The following is a 23,570-nucleotide window of genomic DNA, read 5'->3' as shown; positions in this document are numbered from 1 at the left end:
GTCAGCGTCCTTGCGTGGGAAAGTCAGTTCTTGCCGAACGTGGGGTGGTGGGGTTCGCCGAGCGTGATGTGCACGGCCTGCTGGTCGGTGTAGAAGTCGATGGAGCGGTAGCCGCCCTCGTGCCCGAGGCCCGACGCCTTGACGCCGCCGAACGGGGTGCGGAGGTCGCGCACGTTGTTCGAGTTCAGCCACACCATGCCTGCCTCGATCGCCTGCGAGAAGTTGTGCGCGCGGGTCAGATCGTTCGTCCAGAGGTAGGCGGCGAGGCCGTACTTCGTGTCGTTCGCGAGCGCGAGCGCCTGTTCCTCTGTGTCGAAGGGCGTGATCGCCACGACCGGCCCGAAGATCTCCTCCTGGAAGATGCGCGCCGTCGGCGGCACGTCGGCGAACACCGTCGGGGCGACGAAGTTGCCCTCGGCGAATCCGTCGGGCCGTCCGCCGCCGGCGACGAGGCGGCCCTCGGTCTTGCCGAGCTCGACGTACGACATCACCTTGGCGAAGTGCTCCGGGTGCACGAGTGCGCCGACCTCGGTCGCGGGGTCATGCGGGTAGCCGACCTTCACCCGCGTCGCCTGCGCCGCGTAACGCTCGACGAACTCCTCGTAGATCGAACGCTGGACCAGGATGCGGCTGCCCGCCGTGCAGCGCTCGCCGTTGAGGGAGAAGACCCCGAAGATCGTCGCGTCGACCGCTGCCTCGAGGTCGGCGTCCTCGAACACGATCGCGGGGGACTTGCCGCCGAGTTCCATCGACAGGCCCTTCAACCAGGGCGCCGCGTTGGCGAAGATCAGCTGGCCGGTCGAGCTCTCGCCGGTGAACGAGATGAGCGGCACATCGGGGTGCTTCACGAGGGCGTCGCCGGCTTCTTCGCCGAGGCCGTTGACGAGGTTGAAGACGCCCGCGGGCAGTCCCGCCTCTTCGAAGATGCCCGCCCACAGCGACGCCGACAGCGGCGTGAACTCGGCGGGCTTCAGCACGACGGTGTTGCCGGTGGCGAGCGCGGGGCCGAGCTTCCAGGACTCGAGCATGAACGGCGTGTTCCAAGGCGTGATGAGCCCCGCGACACCGATCGGCTTGCGGTTGACGTAGTTGAGCTGGCGGCCGGGGACCTTGAAGGCGTCGTCGGTCTGCGCGACGATCAGGTCGGCGAAGAAGCGGAAGTTCTCGGCCGCGCGTCGCGCCTGACCGAGGGCCTGCGTGATGGGCAGGCCGGAGTCGAACGACTCGAGCTCGGCGAGGCGGGCATCGCGCGACTCGACGATGTCGGCGATGCGGTGCAGCACCCGCGAGCGCTCGCGCGGCAGCATCCGCGGCCACGGGCCCTCGGTGAACGCGCGGCGCGCGGCGGCGACGGCGGCATCCACGTCGGCTTTCTTGCCGGCCGCTGCCTGCAGATAGGTGCGGTTCGTGACGGGCTCGAGCACGTCGAAGGTGTCGCCGTCCACCGAGTCGACGAAGGCGCCGTCGATGTAGTGCTGGATGCGGGTGGGCAGATCGGCGGGCGTGTGCGGCGCCGCCAGGGTGGTTTCTGTCATGTCGTGCGTCCTTGCTCGAGGGTCAGAAGTTCGGGAGGCCGAGCGCCTGGTCGGGGTGCTCGTGGATCATGTAGGCGTCGAGCGTCGCCGACCGGTGGCGCCGGGCGGCGTGCTCGATCTCGCCGAGGGGTGCGCTCCGCTCGATGAGCACGAGGATCTGCTCGTGCTCGCGGACCGACTCCTGCGCGCGCCCGGGCACGAAGCTGAACGTGGAGTCGCGGAGGTGCCCGAGCCGGCCCCACTCGGTCTGGACGAGCTCCAGCATCCGCGGGTTCGCGCAGCGCTCGAAGAGGATCGCGTGGAACTCCTGGTTGAGGCGGGTGAACGCGCGTGGGTCGAAGTGGTCGAGCGTCTCGATCATGAGCTCGTTGATCTGCCGGGCGCGGCGGATGTCGGATTCGGTGAGGGCGCGGGCCGAGAGGGCTGTCGCCGTCCCCTCGAGGATCGACAGAGCCTGCATGCTGTAGCGGTACTGCGAGTCGTCGACCATCGCGACCCGCGCGCCGACGTTGCGCTCGAACGTGACGAGACCCTCGGCCTCGAGCTGACGGATCGCCTCACGGACGGGCACGACGCTCATGTCGAGCTCACCCGCGATGCTGCCGAGGACGAGCCGGTAGCCGGGCGTGAACGTCTCCTCGACGATCCGTTCCTTGATCCAGGCGTAGGCCTGCTGCGACTTGCTCGGAGCCGTCTGCACCTCGGTCATCGGGCGTCCCGCTCGGCTTCGAAGCGTGCGCGCCACTGCGCGTTCATCGGGAACAGGCCGTCGACCGGTTCACCCTCGGCGACGCGAGCCGCGATCCAGGCATCCTCATCCTCCTGCGCGAGCGCGGCGTCGGCGATTTCCTCTGCCAGAGCGGGTGGCAGCACGATGACGCCGTCTCCATCACCGACGATGATGTCGCCCGGCTGGACGGTCGTCCCGCCGCAGGCGATCGTGACGCCGGTGTCCCACGGCACGTGCTTGCGGCCGAGAACGGCGGGGTGTGCTCCGGCCGAATAGACGGGGATGCCGACTGCTGCGACAGCCGCGGCATCCCGCACACCGCCGTCGGTGACGATGCCGGCGGCGCCGCGCGCGTGGGCACGGAGGGTGAGGATGTCGCCGAGCGTTCCGGACCCGGTCTCACCGCGCGCCTCGATGACGATGACCTCACCTTCGCCGACGGCGTCGAACGCGCGCTTCTGCGCGTTGTAGCCGCCGCCGTGGCTCTGGAAGAGGTCCTCGCGGTTCGGCACGAAGCGCAGGGTCGACGCCACTCCGACGAGCTTCGCGTCGGGGTGGAGCGGGGCGACGCCGTCGATGGTGACGTTGTCGAGGCCGCGCCTGCGCAGCTGCTGCGACAGCCCCGCGACGGGGACGCGCTCGAGCTTCGCGCGGAGTTCGGGAGAGAGGGCGGATGCCGCACCCAGCCCGGCAGCCTCGCGAGACCCCCACGCCTCTTCGCGCTGCGTGTCGTCCACCTGGGGGAGCGAGCCGAGCGTCCGGTCGAAGGCGATGTTCGGCCCCTCGACGACCGTGGTCACGAGGCGCCCGGTGCTCTCCCGGGTGTCGATGGCGTCGACCTCGACCTCGACGACGTCGCCGGGGACGATGACGGACGACCCCGCGGGCGTGCCGGTGAGGATCACGTCGCCCGGCTCGAGGGTGGCGTGCTGCGACAGGTCGGCGACGATCTGCGCGAGGGGGAAGAGGAGGTCGTCGGTCGACCCGTCCTGAGCAAGCTTCCCGTTGACCCAGGTGCGGACGCGCAGTCGAGTCGGGTCGACGCGGCGGGCGTCGAGCACGGCAGGGCCGAGGGGAGTGAAGCCGTCGCCGCTCTTGGAGCGGACGTTCGACCCCTTGTCGTTCGCCCGCAGGTCGTAGAGGCCGAGGTCGTTCGCTGCGGTCACGCCCGCGACATGCTCCCAGGCGCGGTCGACTCCCACGCGTCGCGCCGCGGCGCCGATGATCAGGGCGATCTCGCCCTCGAAGGCGAGCAGCTCGGTGCCGACGGGGCGTTCGACGGTGCTGCCCGAGGCGGCGACGGAACTCGACGCCTTGAAGAAGTACGAGGGGGCAGCGGGCGTGCGTCCGCGCTGCGCCGCGCGGGAGCGGTAGTTCAGGTGGACGGCGACGATCTTGCCCGGCCGGCCGGGGAGGGCGGCGTAGCGAGGATCGCGGGATGCGGCATCCGTCACCGTGTCGTCGTTCTGCATACTCATGAGCTCCCTCGCCCTTGCGTCGTATCTCAAATCGTATATGATCGGGCTGCACCGGACAACCGGATATCGACGAAGACGTCGGATGACACAGGAGTCAGCATGAGCACTTCCCCTGCCCGAGGGTTCACACCCACCGGGACCATCGCCACCGCCGCGGACCGCCGCCGCGTCGTGTTCGCCACCGTCGTCGGCACCACCGTGGAGTGGTACGACTTCTTCATCTACGCGACCGCCGTCGGACTCGTGTTCGGGCAGCTCTTCTTCGCCCCGCTGGGCAAGGACAGCGTCCTCATCGGGTTCGCCACGGTCGGGGTGAGCTTCCTCTTCCGTCCGCTCGGCGCGTTCCTCGCCGGCCATCTCGGCGACAAGTACGGCCGCAAGGTCGTGCTCATGTGGACGCTCATCCTCATGGGTGTCGCGACGGCGCTCATCGGCGTGCTGCCGAGCGCCGAATCGATCGGGCTCGCGGCACCCGTCATCCTGGTGCTCCTCCGCATCCTGCAGGGCATCTCCGCCGGCGGCGAGTGGGGTGGCGCGGTGCTGATGGCCGTCGAGCACGCCCCCAAGACGCGGCGCGGTGCGTTCGGTGCGTCGCCGCAGATCGGCGTTCCGCTCGGCCTGCTGCTCGCGTCGGGCGTCATGGCGCTCATGTCGGCGATCGCGCCGGGGGAGCAGTTCCTCGAGTGGGGATGGCGCGTACCGTTCCTGCTGAGCGTCGTCCTCATCCTCGTCGGCTGGTACGTCCGCCGCCGCGTCGAGGAGAGCCCCGTCTTCCTCGAGCTCGCCGAGCGCAAAGAGCACAGCCGGATGCCGATCGTCGAGCTGTTCCGCAAGCACGCCGTGCTCGTGATCGTCGCCGCCTTCGTCTTCGCGGGCAACAACGCCGTCGGGTACATGACCACCGGTGGGTACATCCAGGGCTACGCCACGAACCCCGAGGGGCCGCTCGGCCTCGACCGCGGTCCGGTGCTCTGGGCGGTGACAGGGTCCGCCGTGACCTGGCTGCTGTCGACGCTCGTCGCCGGTTTCGCCTCGGACCGGTTCGGCCGACGGACGACGTACATCGCGGGCTGGATCATGCAACTCGTGGGCGTCTTCACGCTCTTCCCCCTGGTCAACACCGGCAACGTCTTCGTCCTGTTCCTGGGCCTTGCGATCCTCACGATCGGGCTCGGCTTCACGTACGGACCGCAGGCGGCGCTGTACGCCGAGCTGTTCCCCGCGTCCATCCGGTTCTCGGGCGTCTCGATCTCGTACGCCATCGGTGCCATCCTCGGCGGCGCCTTCGCGCCGACGATCGCGACGGCCCTCGTCGCGGCGTTCGGGTCGACGACCCCGGTCACCTGGTACCTCGCCGGCATGACGGTGCTCGGCCTGGTGGCGACGCTGCTGCTGCGGGATCGCAGCGGCATCCCGCTTGACCCCGATCACGAAGCAGAGCAGTCGGTCAGTCCCGTCCGCGGTCTGACGCGCGCCTGACCTCGACGAGGAGCACCCATGCAGTTCCACCACCACGGGTACGTCTCGGGCGACCCGCGGGTCCTCCCCGCCGCAGGCACCGGGATCGACCGCCCCGACGAGCTCCCCGATGAGACGGACGTCCTCATCGTGGGGTCGGGTCCCGCCGGGATGCTGCTGGCCGCCCAGATGTCGCAGTTCCCGCAGGTCTCGACCCGCCTCATCGAGCGGCGAAGCGGTCGGCTGGAGCTCGGACAGGCCGACGGCATCCAGCCGCGGTCGGTGGAGACGTTCCAGGCGTTCGGGTTTGCCGAGCGGATCGTCGCCGAGGCCTACAACATCGGCTACATGAACTTCTGGGGCCCTGATCCGTCCGACCCGCGCCGCATCCGTCGGACGTCTCGAACCGATGACTATGGCCTGAAGATCAGCGAGTTCCCGCACCTCATCGTCAACCAGGCGCGCGTGCTCGACTACTTCGCCGAAGCAGCCGCCCAGGGGCCGGGACGCATCGTGCCCGACTACGGCGTCGAGTTCGTCGGGTTGGAGGTGCCTGAGGATGCCGCGGCCCCCGTCGCCGTCACGGTCCGGCACGTCGACGGTCCGCGAGCGGGGGAGGAGCGCGTGATCCGCGCACGGTACGTCGTCGGATGCGACGGTGCGCGCAGCGGCGTGCGGCAGGCGATCGGCCGGGTCCACGTGGGCGATGCGTCGCTGCATGCCTGGGGCGTCATGGACGTGCTGGTCGACACCGACTTCCCCGACTGGCGCATCAAGTGCGCGATCAACAGCACGGCGGGCAACATCCTGCACATCCCCCGTGAGGGCGGGTACCTCAGCCGGATGTACATCGACCTCGGTGCCGTCTCAGCCGACGACAATCACCGCGTCCGCCAGACCCCGATCGAAGAGGTCATCCGGCGGGCGAACGAGATCCTCCACCCCTACGCGATCGACGTGAAGCAGGTCGCCTGGCACAGCGTCTACGAGGTCGGGCATCGTGTGACCGACGGGTTCGACGATGTGCCCGAGGGGGAGGATCGCGACCCGCGCGTGTTCCTCACCGGGGACGCCTGCCACACGCACAGCGCCAAGGCCGGCCAGGGGATGAACGTCTCGATGCAGGACGGGTTCAATCTGGGCTGGAAGCTCGGTCACGTGCTGACCGGGCTTGCCACGGCATCCCTTCTCGCCACCTACGGAGCCGAACGGCGGCCGGTCGCGCAGCAGCTGATCGACTTCGACAAGGAGTGGTCGTCGTTGATGGCGCGCAAGCCGGAGGAGATCACCGACCCCGAGGACCTCGCGACCTATTACCTCGCGACCGCCGAGTTCCCTTCGGGGTTCATGACGCGGTACGAGCGGTCGGCGATCGTCGGCGGAACCGAGCACGAGAGTCTCGCTACCGGGTTCCCCGTGGGCAAGCGGCTGAAGTCGGCCGAGGTCGTTCGCGTCGCGGACGGCAACGTCGTGCACCTCGGCCACCACGCGAAGGCGGACGGCCGATGGCGCGTGTACGCCTTCGCAGACCAGTCGGGCGAGAGACTCGCCGACTGGGCGGAGTGGTTCGGCTCGGCATCCGGTCCCGTCGCCCGGCACACTCCCGTAGGGGCGGATCCCGACGCGGTGTTCGACGCGAAGGTGATCTATCCGCGCTCGTATGAGGATGTCGAGATGGCCGCGGTTCCGGGCGTCTTCCGGCCCCACTCCGGCCCGCTCGGGCTCATGGACTGGGAGAAGGTCTACGCGGCGGGGCCGTCGACGTGGACGGATGTCGACATCTTCGCCGAGCGGGGGATCTCGCCGGAAGGTGCGGTCGTGGTCGTGCGGCCCGACCAGTACGTCGCCGCCGTCCTGCCGCTGACCGCGACGGCAGAGTTGGGTGAGTTCCTCGCCGGGGCGCTTCGGCCGGTCGGCTGATCTCGGCGCGCCGGCCGCCGAGCCGTCGCAGATGGTCGCCCGCGCGGCGTAATGCCGACCATCTGCGACGTCTCGGCGCGCCGAGCCGACGTGAAGTGTCGAAATGCCGCTCTCATGACGACACTTTGCGTCGGTTCGACGCGGACGTCGGCAGCTAGGGTCGGGGTGTGGACGCCATCAACCCCCTCATCCCCAGCGGATACGACATCGCGTGGTCTGTCGTCGCGCTCGTGGGCGCTGTGCTGGCGATCGTCGCGCTGGTGTCGCTCGCCCGTTCCGCCCGACACCTCAGCGCACGGCAGGCGCTCGGATGGGTACTGCTCACGATCTTCATCCCGATCCTCGGACCCGTCACCTGGCTCGCGATCGGCCGACGGGCGCACGGGATGCCTCCTCGCGAGGCCTGACGGCCGTTCTAGGAGGGATTGTGAGAGACCACGAGCAGATCCAGGCTGAGCTTCGGGATGCCGCTGAGTCTGGATCTCCGGTGAGGCTGGAGCGTCGGCGCGGGAAGTGGCAGCTCGAGAATGTGTATGGCTATGTGCTCGATATGGCCGGTGACTGGGTTGCCCTGCACAAGCGGGTCGACGGTGTGTACATCGATGGCTACTCGGTGATTCGGGTCGGGGATGTTGCACGCGTGAAGCCAGATCACAGGAACGGCTACGTCGATCGCGCTATGGATGCCTTGGGTCGACCGAACGTCACCTACTCTCTCCCCGCGAATCCGACCACGCGGGACATCCTTCGTTCTGCAGCTGATCATTCGTTGCTGACCTGCATCCACCTCGAGATGGATGTCAACGACCCGATGATTGTGGGGCGCATCACCGGGCTCGGTGCTCGAAAGTACGATCTGCAATTCATCGACGCCTCTGGAGTCTGGGATCCGGAGCCGGATCGCTGGTGGTATGGCGAGGCGACTCGTGTCGAGTTCGGTGATCGCTACTCCGCTGCGCTGGAGCGGTTCGGAGACCCGCCGCCGCCACGACCTCGATGATGGCATTCTGGCAGGTAAAAATTCCCGGTCAACGGTGATTTGACTTCCCATCGAACCGGGCTATGGTCAAAGGTCAACCGCCAGCCAGTCAGGGGAAGCGAGTCCTCATGTCCAAGAAGACGCCGAACACACGAAGTGCCAAGAAGGCGCCGCAGTCATCGATCAAGGAGAAGCGAGCAGCCAAGCGCGAGAAGCGAGAGCCTGAGCTGTTTCTCAAGCCGCGCAAGGGCGCCAGCCGCTGATCCGCCTACCGAGGAGTTGCTCGGATGCCGCCTCTCGCACGGCCGCTCGAACCCTTGGGTCCGAGCGGCCGTGCCCGTTGAAACCGTGTGTCGTCGCGTGATGGGTGCAAAACCCCGTCTCCGGAGCGCAATAATCGAGCGAGCGGTCTCGCCCTGGCATCGCCTCTGCTACTCACCCGAGGACGACTACATGGTGTTCCACAGCAAGGCAACGCTCGAGCACTGGGTGGCTGAATTCATCGACGCCCGCAGCGCCGGCGAAGAGATCCGAGTTGCGGTGCAGGATGGATCCGGCGGCGAGGACACAGGTTTGGTGTTGATCCCGTTGGAGAGTGCGCCGAACGCGGTGTGGATCGAACCCCGCGACGACGGCGACGATCTCAGCTGGCACGTGTTCATCCAGCCCGCCGAACAGACGCTCGAGCTGACGAGCTTCGAGCTCAACGCCCTTACGCACGAACTTCAGATCGCAGCGGAGCTGTGCGCCTTCCTTCAGGAAAAGTCGCTCGGCCACTCTGAACCGGCGCCGGCCGCGGAGTCCGAATCCTCTTCAGCAGAGTGAACGAGACTTCGGCATGCGTCCGCGGTCTGCCGGTCAGGCTGCGACGCTTCCCTCGACGGCATCGGTGACGGCCGCCAGGAACGCTTCGATGTGGCGGAGTTCAGACGGGCTGAGCCGCTCCGCGACGGCTTCCATGAGCTGGTCCAGTACCCCGAACGTGGTCCGCATCTCCTGTTTGGCGAGCTCTGTCGCCGCCACGGACACTGCTCGACGGTCGCCGGCGACGACGTGTCGTTCGATCCGACCAGTGCGTTCGAGTTTGTCGATCATGGTTGTCACCGATGCCGACGAGATCCCGAGATGCTGGATCAGAGTGTGAGGCCTGGCGGCATGGTCGCGCTGTTGCATCAGAAAGCGAAGCGCCGAGAATTCGTTCTCGCTCAATCCCAGGGACCGTCGTGCACGGGCCAGCATGTGTGATTCGGCGACCCGGTAGTGCCGCAACAGGTCGAGGACTCGCCGCGACTCATGCCCCGCAACCTGTGGGGTCACATCGTTACTGTTCATCGCGCTCCACTCACGCCGCATGGCTGAGGGCCACAGTACTGCGCGGACGGCGCTTCGCGGGGGCTGTGGCGTGCGGCCCGGGCGCGTGGTATCTGCCGCCGCCGGGTCGGCGCCCGGTCAGGTCACTGCAGCGAGCACGAGGGGATCGGAGCACCCCCTCGCGAAGCGGCGGATGCGTCGGTCCATGTCGCGCTTCAGCACCATCGCGCCGATCCATTCAGCGAACGGGGCCAACCATGGGGGACGGCACGAGAAGTTGTACCGCCAGACAGCGAGGGTGCTGCCGGGGTCGTCAGCGACGGGGGTGAACTTCCACCCACCGGCGAGACGTTCGAAGAACCAGGAACCCTTCGTCATCTTCATGCCGACGTTCGACGGCGGGTTGTAAGAGACGTACTCGCTCTCCATGCGGAATCCGAAGCGCTGCACCGTGTAGGTCCGCACGCCCTTTGCCGGGCCGGTGGCACCGTCGACGAAGTACTGGCGACGGATGAATGGGTCCCAGCGCTTGCGGGTCTCGCCGGTGGTTTGCGAAACGGCGAAGGCGACGGTCACCTCGACCGGCACGACGCAGCGGGACTCGATGACGGGCATGACCTCATCGTGGCAGGCCCACCCCCACGGCGCACGGACGGGGTAGCGCGGGGTCGCCAGATCGGTCAGTTGGCGACGTGCCCCCACCCGTTGCGGACAGAACTGGTCGCGGGCACGAGAGTGCAGCTGTTGTAGGACCCGGTCGTGCGCTGGTCCCAGACCTTGTTGTTCGAGCGGCGGACGTGACCGTAGGAGTTGGAACCAGTCTCGCGGATGTAGCTGGGCCAGCCTGCCACGTAGTTGTTGTCGACCGAGACGGTCGTGGGGTAGCGCATCGAATAGGTCTTGATCCCGCCGTCGTCGCGGTTGGGGGTGTAGGGCAGACCGATGACGTTGCGGGTGATGGAGATGTGGTGGGAGGAGGACCCCACGACGACGCCTGTGCCGGCGCGGAGCAGCGTGTTGTTGCGCACCGTGACATAGGCCGGGGACTCGGCCGGATTCTGCGACGGACCGAGCTTGATGTTGGCCCCGTTGGGCGCATTCCACATGAAGTTGCGCTGGATGACACCGCCGCGGGAGTACTGCGACGCCTTCACATAGAGGTTGTGGTCGATGCTGCCCGGATTGTTGGCCCGGTTGTTGTGGATGCAGTTCTGGCTGACGTACCACGACTGGGGTGCCGTGGCGGCACTGAAGCCGCCCGACTTGAAGCTCACGAGCATGTTCGAGTTGCCGTGGCTGCCGGAGACCTCGTTGTGGTGGAAAACCCAGCCGGTGCCCCCGAACATGCCGACGATGTAGTTGTTGTTGCCGGTGATGGTGGGGTGCCAGCCGAAGCGGATGCCGGCGATGGTCCAGTAGTCGGGGTCTTGGAAGTTGATATACCCGTTGAACTTGACCGACTCGCCCGGATAGTTCTGCAGCACGAGGCGTCGAGTGCTCGAGGTGCCACGGTGGTCGGTGCGTCCGTCGCCCGTGGTGCTGACGGCCTCGTTGTAGGTGCCGCCGCGGACGACGATGACGTCGCCCGGACGAGAGGCGTAGATGGCGACCTTGATGGAGCGCATCGGGTGCGCGGCATCCGGCTGGGGGCAGTTCGCCGATCCCTGACCGTTGGTCCGAGCCCAGTAGGGCGTGCGGTTGCCGTGCAGGCAGTCCTGACGCGGCCAGGGCGCATCGCCGGACTCGTGCCCAGTCGGGTCGTAAGCGAAGTCCGAACCGCGGGTCGCGTCGACGTAGATGTAGCGGCTGCCCGAACCAGACGGGCGGTAGAGCGCGGTCGTTCCTATGCTGAATCCGGGATTCACGTCGGCCTGGGCGGGCGGCGCACTCACCGCTGTCGACCCCATGAGGGCGAATACCGTGGCCAGCGCCAGCGTGGTCATCACCACAAAACGTTGCGTTTTCATATGTTCGCCGCAGTCCGAGTGTGTCCGCGCCTCCACTGTCACCGTACTCCGAGACCGGCGGGCTCGCAGGATTGTCATTCGGGACCGAGGCCAGAGCAGGCGCGCCCAACGACACTCACCGCGGCGCCGGACCCCGGGTCTGCGGTCCGTCCGACGGCGCAGCAACCGGGCCCCCACCCTCGTCGTCCTAGATTTGGTGGATGCCTCCAATAGTCGTTGAGAAGGTCATCTGTTACGTAGTGCAGGATGACGACCTTCTGGTATTCCGCCATCTTGATCACCCTCTGACCGTGACGGGCGTTCAGGTGCCGGCCGGCACCGTGGAAAGCGGCGAGGAAGCGCTCACTGCGGCGGTGCGTGAGGTGCTTGAGGAAACCGGCATCCGCGCCCGCGTGGTGCGTCAATTGGGGACGGGTGATTACGACATGCGTCCGTACCGGGATGAGTTGGCACACAGAACGTTCGTCCAGCTTGCCCCGGCGAAGGCGCAAGACGCTCGTGGGCGCTGGATAGCAGGGGAATCAGATCCAGCCGACGGGTCAGGACCGGAACGGTGGGAGTGCTGGTGGATGCCCATTAAGCAAGCCCACGTCCTAGCGGGCGGACAGGGTGCACTCCTGGGACTAATCGAGTAGCCCGTAGCGATCGTTTTCGTCTGCATCGCGGAGTAGAACCTGAAACGCCCACTGGAAACGTGGTTGAAAACTTCGTTTCGGTGGGCGTTCTCGGTGGCTCAGCGAGAACGCGTCCCGGTCTCTCAAGAACATGATCAGTGGGCGGATGGCTCCAGATATCGTGACCGGCGATTCGCGGAGCGCGCCAAAAGCGAGACGAAAGCTCCGAGCAGGACGCCACCGGCAAGACCCGCTCCCGCGAGTACGAGAACGCCGAGGGCGGGCGCGGCTCCTCGGACGAACTCGCCGTTGGACCCGTTTACCGTGTCCGGGATTTGAGAGACGATCCCCGCCAAAGGAAATGCCAACCCGGCCGCCAAGCCAACGATGGCGACGAGGGCGATGATGCGCAACGCCTGATATCGAGGTACCGTCCCGCTCGCTCCTCCTGCCAGGCTCACGAACATGATCGTGCAACCGCCGATCGACGCGGCGAGCGGGAGCGCGAGTAGCCACCCGATCGCGACGCCCCAATCGCCAGAGACGCCGGCGCCAGCGACGATTACAGTCATTCCCGCCGCGACCAAGAAGATCCCCACGAAGAGCATTATTCGTCGCATGAGCGGACTCTACGCCCCGGGCAAGATCTCGCGCGTGAGAACTTGCTGGGTCTAGATCGAGCGCCCAGTGGGTGTCCCCACGCGCTCCGCCGAAGACGATGGCGGTCTCAACCGGTCAACGCACCACCGGTCACGTTGAGCGTACGATGACGCAGCGCACACCTTGAGAGGTGAACCACCAGATGGTCCGCACACGGACGAAGCCCGGCCGAGCTTGGCCGGAGCCGGGCCAGTAGCGTGTCGCGCATGACGATGATGCTGCGCACACCTGTGGCTGCCGACCTCACGCGAGTCGCGAGCGACCTCGCCCGATGGCAGTCGGACGAATGGCCCGGCTTCCTGCACCCCGGAGACCTCGGCTGGCATTCGCTTGTCGGTGCGGAACGAACGGCGGCAGACGTGCGTGTCTGGGCGTACGACGGGAAGACCGTGGCGATCGGCCTGCTCGACGAGCCGGACCTGCTCCGCATGGCAGTCGACCCATCAGTGAGCGACGACGAGTCGGTCGCCGCGCACATCCGTCGCGATCTCGAGGATCCTGAACAGGGTGTGCTCGCAGCCGGCGAGGCCGTGATCGAGGCCCGCGGTGCCCATGCCCTGCAGGATTCACTCCGGACCGAGGGATGGGTTGACGACGAGCCGTGGACGCCGCTTCAACTGCGTCTCGACGAGCCGCTCAACGTCGAACGACTCAAGCGCGCGGCAGTCCGCGTCGCGTCGGTAGGTCCTGACGAGGCAGCGACCTGGATCGCGGTGCACTGGTCAGCCTTCAGGGCGACACCGCTCGACGACGAGACGAGAGCTCGCTTCATGCAGCGATGGACGACGATGGCCACCGGCCCGTTCGCCGACCTCGCGCAGCACCTGATCGCGTTCGACTCCGACGAAGCGCCCGTGGCGGTCACCTCGGTCTGGGCCGCTGGGCCCGGGCGTCCTGGACTCATCGAGCCGATGGGCGTGCACAAGGATCACCACGGCAGGGGCTATGGCGTCGCCATCACGCTCGCCGGCGCCCGCGCACTGCAGCAGGCGGGCTCCTCCAGCGCGGTCGTCGTCGCCGAGGGGTCGAATGACGGCGCGCTTGCGACCTACGTGGCAGCTGGCTTCGTGCCATCGACCCCCGTGACCGACTTGAGTCGGGCATAGTGCACGCTGAACCTGGTGACCGACCATTGTGATACCGCTGCTGCTATGACTAGTCGAGGCGATCAGTCGTCTTCTATCTCTAGGGATATGAGACGTCTCGCGACGAGCGTCAGACTGCCGCCGGCTGGGGCCGCCCTGCATGGCTCGGCGAGTCTCGCAACCATGTCTCGCAACCACATGCTTGGATCCGGGTACTTATCGTTGGTTTCGAGACACCGGAGCGGAACATGGGCAAGCTGATCGGCTGCGCGCGGGTCTCGACGCGGCAGCAGTCCACCGATCGCCAGCAGGCCGACCTCCTGGCTGCCGGCGTGCGGCGGGATGATGTGTACGTCGATCACGGGGTATCCGGGGCGCAGGCGTCGCGGCCGCAGTTCGATCGGGCGCTCGAGGCGCTGCACGACGGGGACACGCTCGTGATCACGACCCTCGACCGTCTCGGACGGTCGACGCAGAACATGCTCGCGTTCGCGGACGAGCTCCGCCACCGCGGCGCCGGTCTGCGGGTGCTGAATCTAGGCGGCGGCGACGTCGATACGTCGACGCCGATGGGGTCGATGCTGTTCACGATCATGGCTGCGCTTGCGCAGATGGAGCACGAGATCAAGCGCGAACGCGTCACCGACTCGATCGCCAAGCGCCGCGCAGCGGGCCAGGATCTTGGCGGTCGGCCGCAGCGAGTGACGGACAGTCAGGTCCGCAGCGCACTGCGGCTCGTCGAGGGCGGCACCCCGGCGGCGCAGGTCGCCCGCGACCTCGGCATGTCTCGCGCCACCTTCTACCGACGGTCCAAGGCGCTGAGGTCCATCGAGGGCTGACCGGTCATCGGCACCTGCTCGAGCCGCGGATGAACGACGGCAGGCGGCCCGCCGAGGTGAGGCAGGAACAACTCGGCAGAGGTCGCCCAGTCGAGCACGCGACGCGGGCGCGCGTTGATCCGATGCGCGATGTCGTCGAGATCGGCCGCGGTGAACCGGCGAAGGTCCGCACCCTTGGCGAGGTACTGCCGTAGGAGTCGGTTGGTGTTCTCGTTGCTGCCGCGCTGCCAGGGTGATCGGGGGTCGCAGAAGTACACGCCTATGCCGAGATCGGCTGCGAGCTCTTGATGCTCTGCCATCTCGCGGCCGCGATCCCACGTGAGGGTCTTGCGAGGGTAACGCGCGACACGTTGAAGCGCCGACCAGAAACGTGGTTCACAACTTGGTTTCGGCGGGCGTTTTCGGCGTCAACTGCTCTTTCCGAACGCCGACGGCGAATCAGGTGTGTTGCGTGATCGGTCGCCGACGCGGATTGCGTGCTGATACTCGGAAACGGTTTGGAGGCGTGGGGCGAAAAGGAGTGCGACGAGGTACGCGAGCACCAGCAACCCTCCGGTGAGCAGGCCCAAGATGACGGCGATGCTGCGGACCCAGTCGACGCGAAGATCGGTTCGCGTGGCAAGACCAAGGCAGAGTCCGGAGATCTGCTTGCCTTCCTCGATGCGACACAGCAAGGGGGCCTTGCGATTCACGGGGCCGCGGTCGTGCGCGTCCACCGGGCCGAAGTCGTTGAGGATGCCGGTGACCGCGGCTTTGTCAATCTCACCGCCTCCGCTGAGGACGGCGTAGAGGCGATCACCGATCGCGGTCTCGATGTCGCGCACTGTCTCGTCCCCGTCGGCGTCAGCGGATGTCGACTCTCTCGCGCGGTCGAGGTAGTCGAGGATGAGCTGCTTGGCTTCAGGAGTCAGCGAGAATGCGCCAGCGTGGCCGGCAAGAGAGAGGTCGGTCATGGTCATCGTCCTATCGAGTCGAGCATCGATGCGAGGGTGTGGAAATAGGCCCGAAACTGCTCAAGCTGAACGCGACCGTCCTCAGAGAGCGTCAGGTACTTGCGCGGAGGACCTGTTGGGGACTCGTGCCACTCATGAACGACAAGTCCTTCACGGCGCAGCCGGTTGAGCAGTGGGTGCAGTGTTCCGTCCTGCACGGGAAACCCTGCCGCCCGGAGACGCTCCGCGATCTCGCCGGCGTAGCGCTGGTGATGCTCGACCGTTGCAAGGACCACGGGTTCGAGCATCCCGCGCCGGAGAGCCATCAGCTTTGCTTCCATTCAGGTACCGTATCATGACACGGTACCTGTCGGGAGGCAGGCTGTCGATTGATGGCGAGGCAGTCCGCTTACTCGCTGACCCCTCCCGTGGTGCGCCGAAAACGATCGTTTTCGGCGCAACTCCCGACCCGCCAGACACCCCAGCGACACGCCGCCCGCAGCCCACCGAAAACCCCTGCCGAAACCACGCCCCACCGAAACCTCTTCGCGACGTTTTCGGCGCGAGCGCATCTGCTTCCTCAGCGCCGCAGGTTCACCTGCAGGATCTCCTCCTGATACGGCGCGCGAACGGCGCCCGAGATCCGCAGGTCGAGCAGCAGGAACGGACGCTCATCCGCGGGCAGATCGCGCCAGCGCGCCAGCGCCTGCAGATCGTCCAGGGTTCGGACGATGACGCCTTCCGCGCCGACGGCTCGAGCGAGCCCGGCGAAGTCGACCTCGGGGATCTCCATCGGTCCGCGGGCGAGACCCATGACGCCGTACAGGTGGACCTCCGCGCCGTACGCACCGTCGTTCCAGACCACCGCGAGTCCCCGCCCGCGCGCCACCCGCACGGCCGACTCGAGGTCGGCGATCGCCATGAGCCCGCCGCCGTCGCCCGTCGTGAGCACGATCGTCGAATCCGGCCGAGCTCGTGCTGCGCCCGGCACCGAGGGGAAGCCGAGACCGATCGACTGATACGCCGTGCCGATCATCATCATCCGGTCGGGTGACGCCACAGGCCAGAACATGTTCGCCCAGCCGATGAAGTGCCCACCGTCCGACACCACCACCCGGTCTTCCGGCAGAAGATCCGCGATCGCCGCGGCCGCACTCCGTGGATCGAGTCGTCCATCCGGTGCAAGCCCGTCGCCAGCGTCGCGTTCGCCCAACCCTGCCACGTCGACCTGATCGCGCCAGTTCGACGGCGCCGCACCGAGCCGCTCGAGCTCGTCCGCGATCGCACGGGCGGCGAGTGCGGCATCCGCTCGCAGGAAGCGACCGACCTGCGGATGCGTCGCCGCAGGCGCCACGTCGACCTGCGCGATCGTCGCCTCGGGGGAGAAGAGCTCCCCGAATCGCATCGTGAACTGGTTGAGCGATGCCCCGAACACGACGACCACGTCAGCGTCGCGGATCGCGTCCATCGCCCCTTCCGCACCGAACCCGCCGATCACCCCCAGGTCGAACTCGCCGCGCGGAAAGACGCCGCGGCCGAGGGCGGTGGATGCCGTCAGTGCGCCGACCGCATCGGCGAGGCGCCCCAGCTGCTCACCCGCGCCCGCCGTCCACGCGCCGCGACCGGCGAGCAGCAGCGGCCGCTCCGCTGCCGCGAGGGCCCGCGCGATCGCCGCCACTGTCGCCTCGGCGTGCGCGCCGGTCACCGCCAGCGGCGCCGGCAGTACCGGGTCGGGCGTCGCGGGGATCTCGCCCGCATCGCGCCCGCCCACGTCGTAGGGGATCGCGAGCACGACGGGGGTGCGGAACGACAGTGCGTGCTCGATCGCGATGACCGTGGTGGCCGCGGCATCCGTTCGTCCGACCGTGTAGGTGCGGACGCCGACGGCCGACGCGAGCGAGAGCTGGTCGACGTCCCAGGGGCGGGGACCCGAGGTCGGCTCGTCGCCCACGACGAGCACGAGCGGCACGCGAGCCTGCGCCGCTTCGGCGAGCGCCGTCAGCGTGTTGGTGAAGCCGGCGCCGTAGGTCGAAGTCGCTGCGGCGAGCCCGCCCCCGGCGCGGAAGTGGGCGTCGGCGGCGACGACACCGCCGGCCTCGTGGCGGACCGCGGTGAACGTCACGTCGTCGCGGCGTTCGAGCGCGTCGAGGACGAGGGCGTTGCCGTTGCCCATGACCCCGAAGACGTGGTCGACGTGGGCGGCGAGAGCGGAAGCGACGTGGGAGGCGACGGTGGGCATGAGAGCTCCTGGAGACGATGACGACGGATGCCGTATATGTCTCGCGCTCCGCGACGATGCGGGTGGCTGCGTGCCCCTTTTCCGAGCACCAGGACCTGTTTCGGTCCTGGACGGGCTCAGTCTATCCACGCGGGATGCCGCCGGGCATGCCACACTGCGGTCATGCTGCAGACGATGGAGATCACTCTCACGCCGTTCGATGCCGCCCGCATCGTCCTCGACCACGTGCAGTCGTCGGGGATGACGGTCGAGTGCGTCGGCCAGCACGCGACGGCGACCGAGGCGGGGCATCAGACCTCGCTCCTCATCTTCGAGAAGTACTACATGCGGACGAGCAGCCGGGCATCGCTGACCGTACTCCTCGAGAACCTCGCCGGCCCGACGACGGCGGTCTTCCGCGGGTCGGGCGGGGGAGAAGGCGCGCTCTTCCGGTTCGACTGGGGTGCGAGCGCCGACTTCGCCGCGAGCGTGATCGACGCGCTCGCACCGTACGCGACCGAGTAGGACGCGGAGACGCAGATGGATGCCGACGCGCTGCGCTCGCTGAGGCTGCGGTCGCACCTGCTCGCAGAACCCGCAGCGACCGTTCCCGACGTCGCACGCCGACTCGTTGCCGTTCAATCGCAGGACTTCGCGGCGGGGCGGTGGGCCCTCGGCATCCGGACCGCCGGTGACCCCACGGTCGGCGACGTCGATCGCGCGTTCGACGAGGGGCTGCTCGTGCGGGCCTGGACGCAGCGGGGCACCCTGCACATCGTCGAGCCGACGGCGGTGGCGGGGATTCTGGCCGTCACCGGGGAACGGCAGTCGCGCGCGTACGGCATCGACCCCGCCGTGCTCGACCGTGCCGAGCGCGTCTTCCGCTCGGCCCTCGACGCCGAAGGGAGCCTCACGCGCGCAGCGTTCGTCGATGCGCTGCAACGAGACGGCGTCGCGGGCTCGGTTCCGGCCTGCAGCCGCATCCTGACCGCGCTGTCGCTCCGCGGCGTCGTCGCGCTCGGGCGCGTCGTTCCGCGCGAGGGTGGAGTGACGCGGGAGCAGTACCTCGTCCCGCTTCCCCCTGCCGAGACCGTCGGCGACGACCCCGCCGTCGACCTCTTCCTCGCCTACCTCCGCGGTCACGGCCCGGCATCGACCGCGGACTTCGCCTGGTGGGCGGGGCTTCCCGCAGGCGCGACGCGTTCCGTCGCCGAGCGCGCCGGCGATCGCGTGGTGCGCACCGACGACGGTCTGCTGTCCCTCCCGGCGCCGGGCCGCGCGGCTGTGGCCCCCACGACGATTGCGCTCCCCGCCTTCGACGAATACGTCCTCTCCTACGCCGAGCGCTCCCTCGCGATGGGCGCGGGGGACCGCACCACGATCGGCCCCACGGTGAACGGCATGGTGCGCCCCGTCATCCTGCGGGGCGGTATCGCGGTCGGCACATGGAGTCTGTCGCTCGCACTCGGGAGCAGCGGCATCCCGGACCTGACTCTGTTCGACGGGGAATCGGATGCCGGAGTCGCCGACGCGCTCGCGCGGGTGCGCCGCTTCTTCCGCCGTGCATAGCGATTCGCTCGCTCACGCGCAAGAAGTTTCGACGAGAACTCCGCCCGATTAGCGTCACCTCCAGCACGCCGATCCTGGCGGCTGCACCGGAGGGAGCGCATCATCGACTCTCCACCGCGCGATGTTCCCGATCGCATCCTCGTCCAGCGCGCCGTCGACGGCGACACGTCCGCCTTCGGCGAGATCGTCCGCCGGCATTCCTCGCTCGTGCGCGCCTATGTGTACCGGATCGTCGGGTCGGTCGCCGACACCGATGACGTCGTGCAGGACGCCTTCGTCACGGCGTGGAAGCAGCTCCCCACGCTCCGCGACCCCTCCGCTGTCCGGTCGTGGCTCATGCGCATCGCCGGACGAGAGGCCCTGGCCCTCGCCACGCGCAACTCGCGAGAGGATGCTCTCGACGAGGCGGTCCTGCCGCCCACTCCGCACGCGCAACCGGAACGCGCCGCGATCCAGAACGACCGCCTCGCCGCCCTCTCGCGGGCGCTCGACCGATTGAAGGAAGATCAACGCCGGTGCTGGCTGCTGCGGGAAGTCGCAGAACTCAGCTACGCCGAGATCGCAGAAGAGATGAACATGACCGACAGCACCGTTCGAGGGTTGCTCGCACGGGCCCGGGCGAGCATCGCGATCGAGATGGAGGGGTGGCGATGAACGACGACGACGCGCTCGAGTGCGGGCGCAGTATCGACGAACTCAGCAGCTACGTCGAAGCCGGTCGGACGCCGCGCGACCCTCACATCGAGTCGTGCCCCGACTGCCTGAACGTCATCGAGGCCCTCGAACGCGTCGGGCAGTTGTCACGCGACCTGGTCGCCGACGACGCCGAGCGGATGCCGCGACCCCCCGAGAGCTGGTTCGAGGGGATCCTCTCGGTCATCCACTCCGAACTCCGCGCGGGTCGCAGCTTCCCGATCCACCACCCCGACCCCCGGGTGACGATCACGGTCACCGAAGGCGCGGTCCGTTCCCTCGTGCGATCCAGCGCCGACGCGCTCGACGGGATCTACCTCGGTCGCACCCAGATCGTCGGCGACGCCGAGACCCCCGGCGCCCCGGTGCGGATCGATCTGACCGCGTCCGTCGCATGGGGTCGCTCGATCCCCGATCTGACCTCCGCCCTCCGCGATCTCGTATACCGCGTGCTCGCCGAGCACACCGAACTCAACGTCACCGCTGTCAACGTCGCCGTCGAAGAGCTTCACGGCACCGAAGGAGAGGAGTGAGCACATGACCCGTCTGTCCTCCGCTCACGAACCCGCTGATCACTCGGAGGACCAGCCCGACCTCGTCGCGCGCATCCGCGCCGTCGACGGCGTGACCGATGTCTACTCGCCGCGCTCGGCGATCGCCCGCATCCCGGGTCTGATCGCCGCCGCCGCGGGTGCCGACGGCGACCGGGTCGCCGAAGTCGCCGTCACCGTCCGCGACGGGATGCCGCTGGTCGCCGCGCGGATCGCGACCGCCTCCCACGACAACACGCCCGCCGCCGCCCGCCGCGTCGCCGACGCACTGCTTGCCAACACCCCCGACGACGCGCAGATCAGCATCCAGATCGCCCGCATCCACTGACCTCACGGCACCGGCCAGAAATTCTCCGAACTTTTTTGTGAGGAATCGGGACGCCGCACCCTCTTATGTACGAGGCCGACAACAACGGCCACGTCGCACCACCGGGTGCGCCGCCAGTTCGTTTCAGAAAGAGGAGAATCATGGCTGACGAGACCCCCACCACGACCACCCCCGCCGTTCCCGGCGCGCGCGTCGACCGCACCGCACCGAAGGCTGCCGAGACCACGTCCGGCACAGCCGGCACGACCGTCATCGCCGATGGCGTCGTCGCGAAGGTCGCCGGTATCGCGGCTCGTGAGATCCCCGGCGTGCACGCCCTCGGCGGCGGCGGAGCCCGCGCTCTCGGCGCTCTCCGCAACGCCATCAACGCCACCGACCTCGGTCAGGGCGTGAAGGTGGAAGTGGGCGAGACCCAGGCCGCCGTCGACCTCACGATCGTCGTCGAGTACCCGACGCCCGTCCACCAGGTCGCCGCGCAGGTTCGTGACGCCGTCGCCGGCGCCATCACCCGCCTCGTCGGACTCGACGTGGTCGAGGTCAACGTCACCGTCGACGACGTCCACATCCCGGGTGACGAGGATGAGGAGCACGAGGAGTCGCGCGTCTCATGAGCACCACGATCATCGGCGCACTGACCGGCGCCATCCTCGCTGTCGTCGCCCTCGTGTTCGGGTTCTGGGGATTCCTCCTCACCGCCCTGTTCATGGCGATCGGCGCGGTCATCGGCCGCATCGCGTCGGGCAAGCTCGACGTCCGCGCGGTGACTGACGCCTTCACGGGACGGCGCACCTCCTGATGCGCACCGACACCGACGGAACGGCGGGCGGCGAGTCCCCGCGACTCGCCGCCGCAGCCCCCGGCGTCGCCGGCCGCACCGAGGTCGCCGAGCGTGTGCTCGTCGGCGTCGCGCGGGCGGTGTCCGCCGATGTCATCGGCGTCCCGCGGGGCGAGATCTCCGTGGGTGTCGCCGATCGTCGGGACGGTATGGCTCTGAAAATCTCGAGCCCCCTGCCGGTCCCCGAGCTCGATGATGTGGATGCGGTGCGGAGTACGCTCCCCGTCCTCGAACGCGCCGCGCAGATGCAAGAACAGCTGCGCGAGCGACTGACCCACCTCCTCGGGCGTGACATCGCCCGGATCGACCTCACCGTGACCGGTGCCCGGACCCCGGAAAGGAAGCGTGTGCGATGACCACTCCCGTGCTCCGTCGCGTCGTGCGCCGCGAGACCCACTCGCCGCGCAGCGTCGCGTTCGCCCTCGTCGTCCTGCTCGGAATCGTCCTGGCGCTGTACGTCGCGGTCGAACTCATCCTCGCCCTCGCCTCGCAGCCGTCGCTGCTGGTGCGGCCGATGTCTGCTCTCCAGTGGTTGGCAGGTCTCCCCTCGAACGCCCCCGTCGCAGCGGCAGTCGCCGGAGGATTGATCGCGGCAGCGCTCGGCCTCTGGCTCGTGGTCCTGGCCGTGTCGCCGGGGCGCCTGTCCAAGCATGAAGTGGATGCCGGCGGCCGCGTCGCCGTCATCGACAACGGTGTGCTCGCGTCGGCTCTCGCCCAGCGGGTGAGCGACGAAACGGGCATCGCCCGCGATCGCGTGACGGTCGGCGTCGCCCACCGGAGCGTCGACGTCACCGTCAGGCCGGGGGCCGGCATCCCGATCGATGAGACCGAGGTCACCGCGCTGGCCGAGGCGGAGATCGCCTCGCTGAAGCTTGCACGCCCCGTCCGCACCCGCGTTCGGGTCGAGCGCCACGACGAAGAGGAGAAGGCGGCATGAACGACACCAACCGTGCGCTGAACCGCACCGTGCTCCTGATCGTCGGACTGGTCCTGCTCGTCGGCGGAGGCGCGGCGGCCACTGCGGCGGCGGTTCCGGCCGTGGGCGATGTGTGGACCTCGTCCGGGAAAGCGGCGCTCGACGCGCTCCGCGCCGCCGGCGATGCCACCCGGATCGGCGACACCGCGCTCAGCTGGGCCGTCATCGGAGCGACAGCGGTCGCGATCGTGGTCGCGGTCATCCTGTTCGCCAGCCTCACCACCCTGGTGAGCCGGCGCTCCCGGACGGTCCTCCGTTCGAGCGGATCCCAGACCCCGCTCGGCCGGGTCACCGTGACCGAAGGGTTCGCCGCCGACGCGGTGAAGAACTCCCTCGCCCGTCAGGACGGTGTGCTCTCGGCATCCGTCACCGCACACACCGTGCGGGACGAGCCGGTCCTCCACGTGAGCGTCACGGCCCGTCAGGGAGCCGACCCCCGGAGCGTCGTCGACCACGTCGACCGCGTGATGGACGGGCTGGCCGCCGTGACCGGCGCCGACACCGCCGCCTTCATCTCCGTCCACGGCGGGCTCCGCAGCCGGCTCGCCTCCGACGCCCCGCGGGTCAGTTGACCCGCCACCGGTCCACCGGTCCAGGCACCGGTTCCACCCACCCACCCACAAAGAAAGGAGACCCTCATGGGACTCGACGACAAGATCAAGAACGCCGCTCAGGACATCGCCGGTAAGGCGAAGGAAGCGATCGGCAAGGCCACCGACAACGACAAGCTCGTTGCCGAGGGCAAGGCCGACCAGGCCAAGTCCGACGTGAAGCAGGCTGGCGAGAACGTGAAGGACGCCTTCAAGAAGGACTGACCTTCACCACTCGCGCCTAGTTCGGGCAGCGCGAGTCATGCGGGGAGCACGCGGGGGACCGTGCTCCCCGCTTTCTC

Annotated in this window: 30 protein-coding genes and 1 pseudogene; 20 read left to right on the top strand and 11 right to left on the bottom strand. The window is 68.3% G+C overall.

What is annotated here, in order from left to right; all coding sequences use genetic code 11:
* Window positions 1-23 precede the first annotated feature (23 nt).
* The 3 genes from hpaE to ABQ271_RS11635 are packed head-to-tail and all read right to left on the bottom strand — an operon-like array spanning window position 24 to window position 3,737.
* Window positions 24-1,535: a 5-carboxymethyl-2-hydroxymuconate semialdehyde dehydrogenase gene (gene hpaE / locus ABQ271_RS11645; RefSeq protein WP_349308916.1), complete on the bottom strand. Its 1,512-nt coding sequence runs from the start codon at window positions 1,533-1,535 to the stop codon at window positions 24-26.
* A gap of 22 nt (window positions 1,536-1,557) precedes the next feature.
* Window positions 1,558-2,244, bottom strand: a complete 687-nt coding sequence (locus ABQ271_RS11640) for a GntR family transcriptional regulator (RefSeq protein ID WP_349308915.1) — start codon at window positions 2,242-2,244, stop codon at window positions 1,558-1,560.
* Entirely contained in the window at window positions 2,241-3,737 is a 1,497-nt protein-coding gene (locus ABQ271_RS11635; protein WP_349310898.1) for a fumarylacetoacetate hydrolase family protein, read from the bottom strand. The genes ABQ271_RS11640 and ABQ271_RS11635 overlap by 4 nt, the downstream gene beginning before the upstream one ends.
* A gap of 105 nt (window positions 3,738-3,842) precedes the next feature.
* Between ABQ271_RS11635 and ABQ271_RS11630 the strand changes: the two genes are divergently transcribed.
* The 6 genes from ABQ271_RS11630 to ABQ271_RS11605 all read left to right on the top strand — a co-directional run bounded on the left by ABQ271_RS11630 (window position 3,843) and on the right by ABQ271_RS11605 (window position 8,925).
* Entirely contained in the window at window positions 3,843-5,222 is a 1,380-nt protein-coding gene (locus tag ABQ271_RS11630) for an MFS transporter (RefSeq protein ID WP_349308914.1), read from the top strand.
* An 18-nt stretch (window positions 5,223-5,240) separates the two neighbouring features.
* Entirely contained in the window at window positions 5,241-7,121 is a 1,881-nt protein-coding gene (locus tag ABQ271_RS11625; RefSeq protein ID WP_349308913.1) for an FAD-dependent monooxygenase, read from the top strand.
* Window positions 7,122-7,288: 167 nt separating this feature from the next.
* Window positions 7,289-7,528, top strand: coding sequence for a PLD nuclease N-terminal domain-containing protein (locus ABQ271_RS11620; RefSeq protein ID WP_036312942.1), 240 nt, complete (start codon window positions 7,289-7,291; stop codon window positions 7,526-7,528).
* Window positions 7,529-7,548: 20 nt separating this feature from the next.
* Window positions 7,549-8,121, top strand: a complete 573-nt coding sequence (locus tag ABQ271_RS11615; protein ID WP_349308912.1) for a hypothetical protein — start codon at window positions 7,549-7,551, stop codon at window positions 8,119-8,121.
* Between the two features lie 107 nt (window positions 8,122-8,228).
* Window positions 8,229-8,363, top strand: a complete 135-nt coding sequence (locus ABQ271_RS11610; protein ID WP_349308911.1) for a hypothetical protein — start codon at window positions 8,229-8,231, stop codon at window positions 8,361-8,363.
* 190 nt (window positions 8,364-8,553) lie between these two features.
* A complete protein-coding gene (locus tag ABQ271_RS11605) occupies window positions 8,554-8,925 on the top strand; it encodes a hypothetical protein (RefSeq protein WP_349308910.1) in 372 nt (123 codons plus the stop codon).
* A gap of 33 nt (window positions 8,926-8,958) precedes the next feature.
* Here the strand turns inward: ABQ271_RS11605 and ABQ271_RS11600 are convergent, their stop codons facing one another.
* The 3 genes from ABQ271_RS11600 to ABQ271_RS11590 form a co-directional block, all read right to left on the bottom strand.
* On the bottom strand, window positions 8,959-9,453 hold the full coding sequence (locus tag ABQ271_RS11600; RefSeq protein WP_349308909.1) for a MarR family transcriptional regulator: 495 nt from the start codon (window positions 9,451-9,453) through the stop codon (window positions 8,959-8,961).
* A 96-nt stretch (window positions 9,454-9,549) separates the two neighbouring features.
* Complete coding sequence (locus tag ABQ271_RS11595) at window positions 9,550-10,026, bottom strand: SRPBCC family protein (RefSeq protein WP_349308908.1); 477 nt, start codon at window positions 10,024-10,026, stop codon at window positions 9,550-9,552.
* Window positions 10,027-10,091: 65 nt separating this feature from the next.
* Window positions 10,092-11,357: a hypothetical protein gene (locus tag ABQ271_RS11590; RefSeq protein WP_349308907.1), complete on the bottom strand. Its 1,266-nt coding sequence runs from the start codon at window positions 11,355-11,357 to the stop codon at window positions 10,092-10,094.
* Between the two features lie 221 nt (window positions 11,358-11,578).
* Here ABQ271_RS11590 and ABQ271_RS11585 point away from each other — a divergent pair, with 221 nt between their 5' ends.
* Window positions 11,579-12,013: an NUDIX domain-containing protein gene (locus ABQ271_RS11585; RefSeq protein WP_349308906.1), complete on the top strand. Its 435-nt coding sequence runs from the start codon at window positions 11,579-11,581 to the stop codon at window positions 12,011-12,013.
* A 134-nt stretch (window positions 12,014-12,147) separates the two neighbouring features.
* Here the strand turns inward: ABQ271_RS11585 and ABQ271_RS11580 are convergent, their stop codons facing one another.
* On the bottom strand, window positions 12,148-12,612 hold the full coding sequence (locus tag ABQ271_RS11580) for a hypothetical protein (RefSeq protein ID WP_349308905.1): 465 nt from the start codon (window positions 12,610-12,612) through the stop codon (window positions 12,148-12,150).
* A gap of 246 nt (window positions 12,613-12,858) precedes the next feature.
* Here ABQ271_RS11580 and ABQ271_RS11575 point away from each other — a divergent pair, with 246 nt between their 5' ends.
* Together ABQ271_RS11575 and ABQ271_RS11570 are read left to right on the top strand one after the other, a co-directional pair.
* Complete coding sequence (locus ABQ271_RS11575; protein WP_349308904.1) at window positions 12,859-13,758, top strand: GNAT family N-acetyltransferase; 900 nt, start codon at window positions 12,859-12,861, stop codon at window positions 13,756-13,758.
* A 227-nt stretch (window positions 13,759-13,985) separates the two neighbouring features.
* Window positions 13,986-14,576 (top strand): recombinase family protein, encoded by a 591-nt coding sequence (locus ABQ271_RS11570; protein WP_349308903.1) that lies wholly within the window; start codon window positions 13,986-13,988, stop codon window positions 14,574-14,576.
* Here the strand turns inward: ABQ271_RS11570 and ABQ271_RS11565 are convergent.
* The 4 genes and pseudogenes from ABQ271_RS11565 to ABQ271_RS11550 all read right to left on the bottom strand — a co-directional run.
* Window positions 14,537-14,908: pseudogene (locus ABQ271_RS11565) on the bottom strand (IS30 family transposase); the annotation flags it as partial. The gene ABQ271_RS11570 and the pseudogene ABQ271_RS11565 overlap by 40 nt on opposite strands.
* A gap of 75 nt (window positions 14,909-14,983) precedes the next feature.
* Window positions 14,984-15,529 (bottom strand): PspC domain-containing protein, encoded by a 546-nt coding sequence (locus ABQ271_RS11560; protein ID WP_349308902.1) that lies wholly within the window; start codon window positions 15,527-15,529, stop codon window positions 14,984-14,986.
* 2 nt (window positions 15,530-15,531) lie between these two features.
* Window positions 15,532-15,849, bottom strand: coding sequence for a PadR family transcriptional regulator (locus tag ABQ271_RS11555; protein WP_349308901.1), 318 nt, complete (start codon window positions 15,847-15,849; stop codon window positions 15,532-15,534).
* Between the two features lie 239 nt (window positions 15,850-16,088).
* Complete coding sequence (locus ABQ271_RS11550) at window positions 16,089-17,747, bottom strand: thiamine pyrophosphate-binding protein (RefSeq protein WP_349308900.1); 1,659 nt, start codon at window positions 17,745-17,747, stop codon at window positions 16,089-16,091.
* A gap of 162 nt (window positions 17,748-17,909) precedes the next feature.
* Between ABQ271_RS11550 and ABQ271_RS11545 the strand changes: the two genes are divergently transcribed.
* The 11 genes from ABQ271_RS11545 to ABQ271_RS11495 all read left to right on the top strand — a co-directional run bounded on the left by ABQ271_RS11545 (window position 17,910) and on the right by ABQ271_RS11495 (window position 23,493).
* A complete protein-coding gene (locus ABQ271_RS11545; protein WP_349308899.1) occupies window positions 17,910-18,251 on the top strand; it encodes a DUF6054 family protein in 342 nt (113 codons plus the stop codon).
* A 15-nt stretch (window positions 18,252-18,266) separates the two neighbouring features.
* Window positions 18,267-19,295 (top strand): winged helix DNA-binding domain-containing protein, encoded by a 1,029-nt coding sequence (locus ABQ271_RS11540; protein WP_349308898.1) that lies wholly within the window; start codon window positions 18,267-18,269, stop codon window positions 19,293-19,295.
* Window positions 19,296-19,376: 81 nt separating this feature from the next.
* Window positions 19,377-19,949 carry an RNA polymerase sigma factor gene (locus ABQ271_RS11535; protein WP_349310897.1) on the top strand — a complete coding sequence of 191 codons (573 nt, stop codon included), beginning with the start codon at window positions 19,377-19,379 and terminating at the stop codon, window positions 19,947-19,949.
* Entirely contained in the window at window positions 19,946-20,521 is a 576-nt protein-coding gene (locus tag ABQ271_RS11530; RefSeq protein WP_349308897.1) for an Asp23/Gls24 family envelope stress response protein, read from the top strand. Before ABQ271_RS11535 ends, ABQ271_RS11530 begins: the two co-directional genes overlap by 4 nt.
* A gap of 4 nt (window positions 20,522-20,525) precedes the next feature.
* Window positions 20,526-20,867, top strand: coding sequence for a hypothetical protein (locus tag ABQ271_RS11525; protein WP_349308896.1), 342 nt, complete (start codon window positions 20,526-20,528; stop codon window positions 20,865-20,867).
* 140 nt (window positions 20,868-21,007) lie between these two features.
* A complete protein-coding gene (locus tag ABQ271_RS11520) occupies window positions 21,008-21,478 on the top strand; it encodes an Asp23/Gls24 family envelope stress response protein (RefSeq protein WP_349308895.1) in 471 nt (156 codons plus the stop codon).
* Complete coding sequence (locus ABQ271_RS11515; RefSeq protein WP_036312902.1) at window positions 21,475-21,663, top strand: DUF2273 domain-containing protein; 189 nt, start codon at window positions 21,475-21,477, stop codon at window positions 21,661-21,663. The genes ABQ271_RS11520 and ABQ271_RS11515 overlap by 4 nt, the downstream gene beginning before the upstream one ends.
* Window positions 21,663-22,058: a hypothetical protein gene (locus tag ABQ271_RS11510; protein ID WP_349308894.1), complete on the top strand. Its 396-nt coding sequence runs from the start codon at window positions 21,663-21,665 to the stop codon at window positions 22,056-22,058. The genes ABQ271_RS11515 and ABQ271_RS11510 overlap by 1 nt, the downstream gene beginning before the upstream one ends.
* Window positions 22,055-22,639 (top strand): DUF6286 domain-containing protein, encoded by a 585-nt coding sequence (locus ABQ271_RS11505; RefSeq protein WP_349308893.1) that lies wholly within the window; start codon window positions 22,055-22,057, stop codon window positions 22,637-22,639. The genes ABQ271_RS11510 and ABQ271_RS11505 overlap by 4 nt, the downstream gene beginning before the upstream one ends.
* A complete protein-coding gene (locus tag ABQ271_RS11500; RefSeq protein ID WP_349308892.1) occupies window positions 22,636-23,250 on the top strand; it encodes a hypothetical protein in 615 nt (204 codons plus the stop codon). The genes ABQ271_RS11505 and ABQ271_RS11500 overlap by 4 nt, the downstream gene beginning before the upstream one ends.
* 66 nt (window positions 23,251-23,316) lie before the next feature.
* Entirely contained in the window at window positions 23,317-23,493 is a 177-nt protein-coding gene (locus ABQ271_RS11495) for a CsbD family protein (RefSeq protein WP_349308891.1), read from the top strand.
* Window positions 23,494-23,570: the final 77 nt, after the last annotated feature.

The sequence above is a fragment of the Microbacterium sp. MM2322 genome (assembly GCF_964186585.1).
Taxonomy (GTDB): Bacteria; Actinomycetota; Actinomycetes; order Actinomycetales; family Microbacteriaceae; genus Microbacterium.
This window is presented reverse-complemented; position numbering and strand designations above follow the sequence as displayed.

Coding starts and splice junctions, on each gene's coding strand:
- ABQ271_RS11510 (WP_349308894.1), top strand. CDS start 21,663: ATGCGCACCGACACCGACGGAACGGCGGGCGGCGAGTCCCCGCGACTC.
- ABQ271_RS11525 (WP_349308896.1), top strand. CDS start 20,526: ATGACCCGTCTGTCCTCCGCTCACGAACCCGCTGATCACTCGGAGGAC.
- ABQ271_RS11505 (WP_349308893.1), top strand. CDS start 22,055: ATGACCACTCCCGTGCTCCGTCGCGTCGTGCGCCGCGAGACCCACTCG.
- ABQ271_RS11530 (WP_349308897.1), top strand. CDS start 19,946: ATGAACGACGACGACGCGCTCGAGTGCGGGCGCAGTATCGACGAACTC.
- ABQ271_RS11550 (WP_349308900.1), bottom strand. CDS start 17,747: ATGCCCACCGTCGCCTCCCACGTCGCTTCCGCTCTCGCCGCCCACGTC.
- ABQ271_RS11560 (WP_349308902.1), bottom strand. CDS start 15,529: ATGACCGACCTCTCTCTTGCCGGCCACGCTGGCGCATTCTCGCTGACT.
- ABQ271_RS11515 (WP_036312902.1), top strand. CDS start 21,475: ATGAGCACCACGATCATCGGCGCACTGACCGGCGCCATCCTCGCTGTC.
- ABQ271_RS11605 (WP_349308910.1), top strand. CDS start 8,554: ATGGTGTTCCACAGCAAGGCAACGCTCGAGCACTGGGTGGCTGAATTC.
- ABQ271_RS11570 (WP_349308903.1), top strand. CDS start 13,986: ATGGGCAAGCTGATCGGCTGCGCGCGGGTCTCGACGCGGCAGCAGTCC.
- hpaE (WP_349308916.1), bottom strand. CDS start 1,535: ATGACAGAAACCACCCTGGCGGCGCCGCACACGCCCGCCGATCTGCCC.
- ABQ271_RS11555 (WP_349308901.1), bottom strand. CDS start 15,849: ATGGAAGCAAAGCTGATGGCTCTCCGGCGCGGGATGCTCGAACCCGTG.
- ABQ271_RS11630 (WP_349308914.1), top strand. CDS start 3,843: ATGAGCACTTCCCCTGCCCGAGGGTTCACACCCACCGGGACCATCGCC.
- ABQ271_RS11495 (WP_349308891.1), top strand. CDS start 23,317: ATGGGACTCGACGACAAGATCAAGAACGCCGCTCAGGACATCGCCGGT.
- ABQ271_RS11540 (WP_349308898.1), top strand. CDS start 18,267: ATGGATGCCGACGCGCTGCGCTCGCTGAGGCTGCGGTCGCACCTGCTC.
- ABQ271_RS11500 (WP_349308892.1), top strand. CDS start 22,636: ATGAACGACACCAACCGTGCGCTGAACCGCACCGTGCTCCTGATCGTC.
- ABQ271_RS11545 (WP_349308899.1), top strand. CDS start 17,910: ATGCTGCAGACGATGGAGATCACTCTCACGCCGTTCGATGCCGCCCGC.
- ABQ271_RS11600 (WP_349308909.1), bottom strand. CDS start 9,453: ATGCGGCGTGAGTGGAGCGCGATGAACAGTAACGATGTGACCCCACAG.
- ABQ271_RS11640 (WP_349308915.1), bottom strand. CDS start 2,244: ATGACCGAGGTGCAGACGGCTCCGAGCAAGTCGCAGCAGGCCTACGCC.
- ABQ271_RS11595 (WP_349308908.1), bottom strand. CDS start 10,026: ATGCCCGTCATCGAGTCCCGCTGCGTCGTGCCGGTCGAGGTGACCGTC.
- ABQ271_RS11635 (WP_349310898.1), bottom strand. CDS start 3,737: ATGCAGAACGACGACACGGTGACGGATGCCGCATCCCGCGATCCTCGC.
- ABQ271_RS11520 (WP_349308895.1), top strand. CDS start 21,008: ATGGCTGACGAGACCCCCACCACGACCACCCCCGCCGTTCCCGGCGCG.
- ABQ271_RS11580 (WP_349308905.1), bottom strand. CDS start 12,612: ATGCGACGAATAATGCTCTTCGTGGGGATCTTCTTGGTCGCGGCGGGA.
- ABQ271_RS11625 (WP_349308913.1), top strand. CDS start 5,241: ATGCAGTTCCACCACCACGGGTACGTCTCGGGCGACCCGCGGGTCCTC.
- ABQ271_RS11575 (WP_349308904.1), top strand. CDS start 12,859: ATGACGATGATGCTGCGCACACCTGTGGCTGCCGACCTCACGCGAGTC.
- ABQ271_RS11610 (WP_349308911.1), top strand. CDS start 8,229: ATGTCCAAGAAGACGCCGAACACACGAAGTGCCAAGAAGGCGCCGCAG.
- ABQ271_RS11585 (WP_349308906.1), top strand. CDS start 11,579: ATGCCTCCAATAGTCGTTGAGAAGGTCATCTGTTACGTAGTGCAGGAT.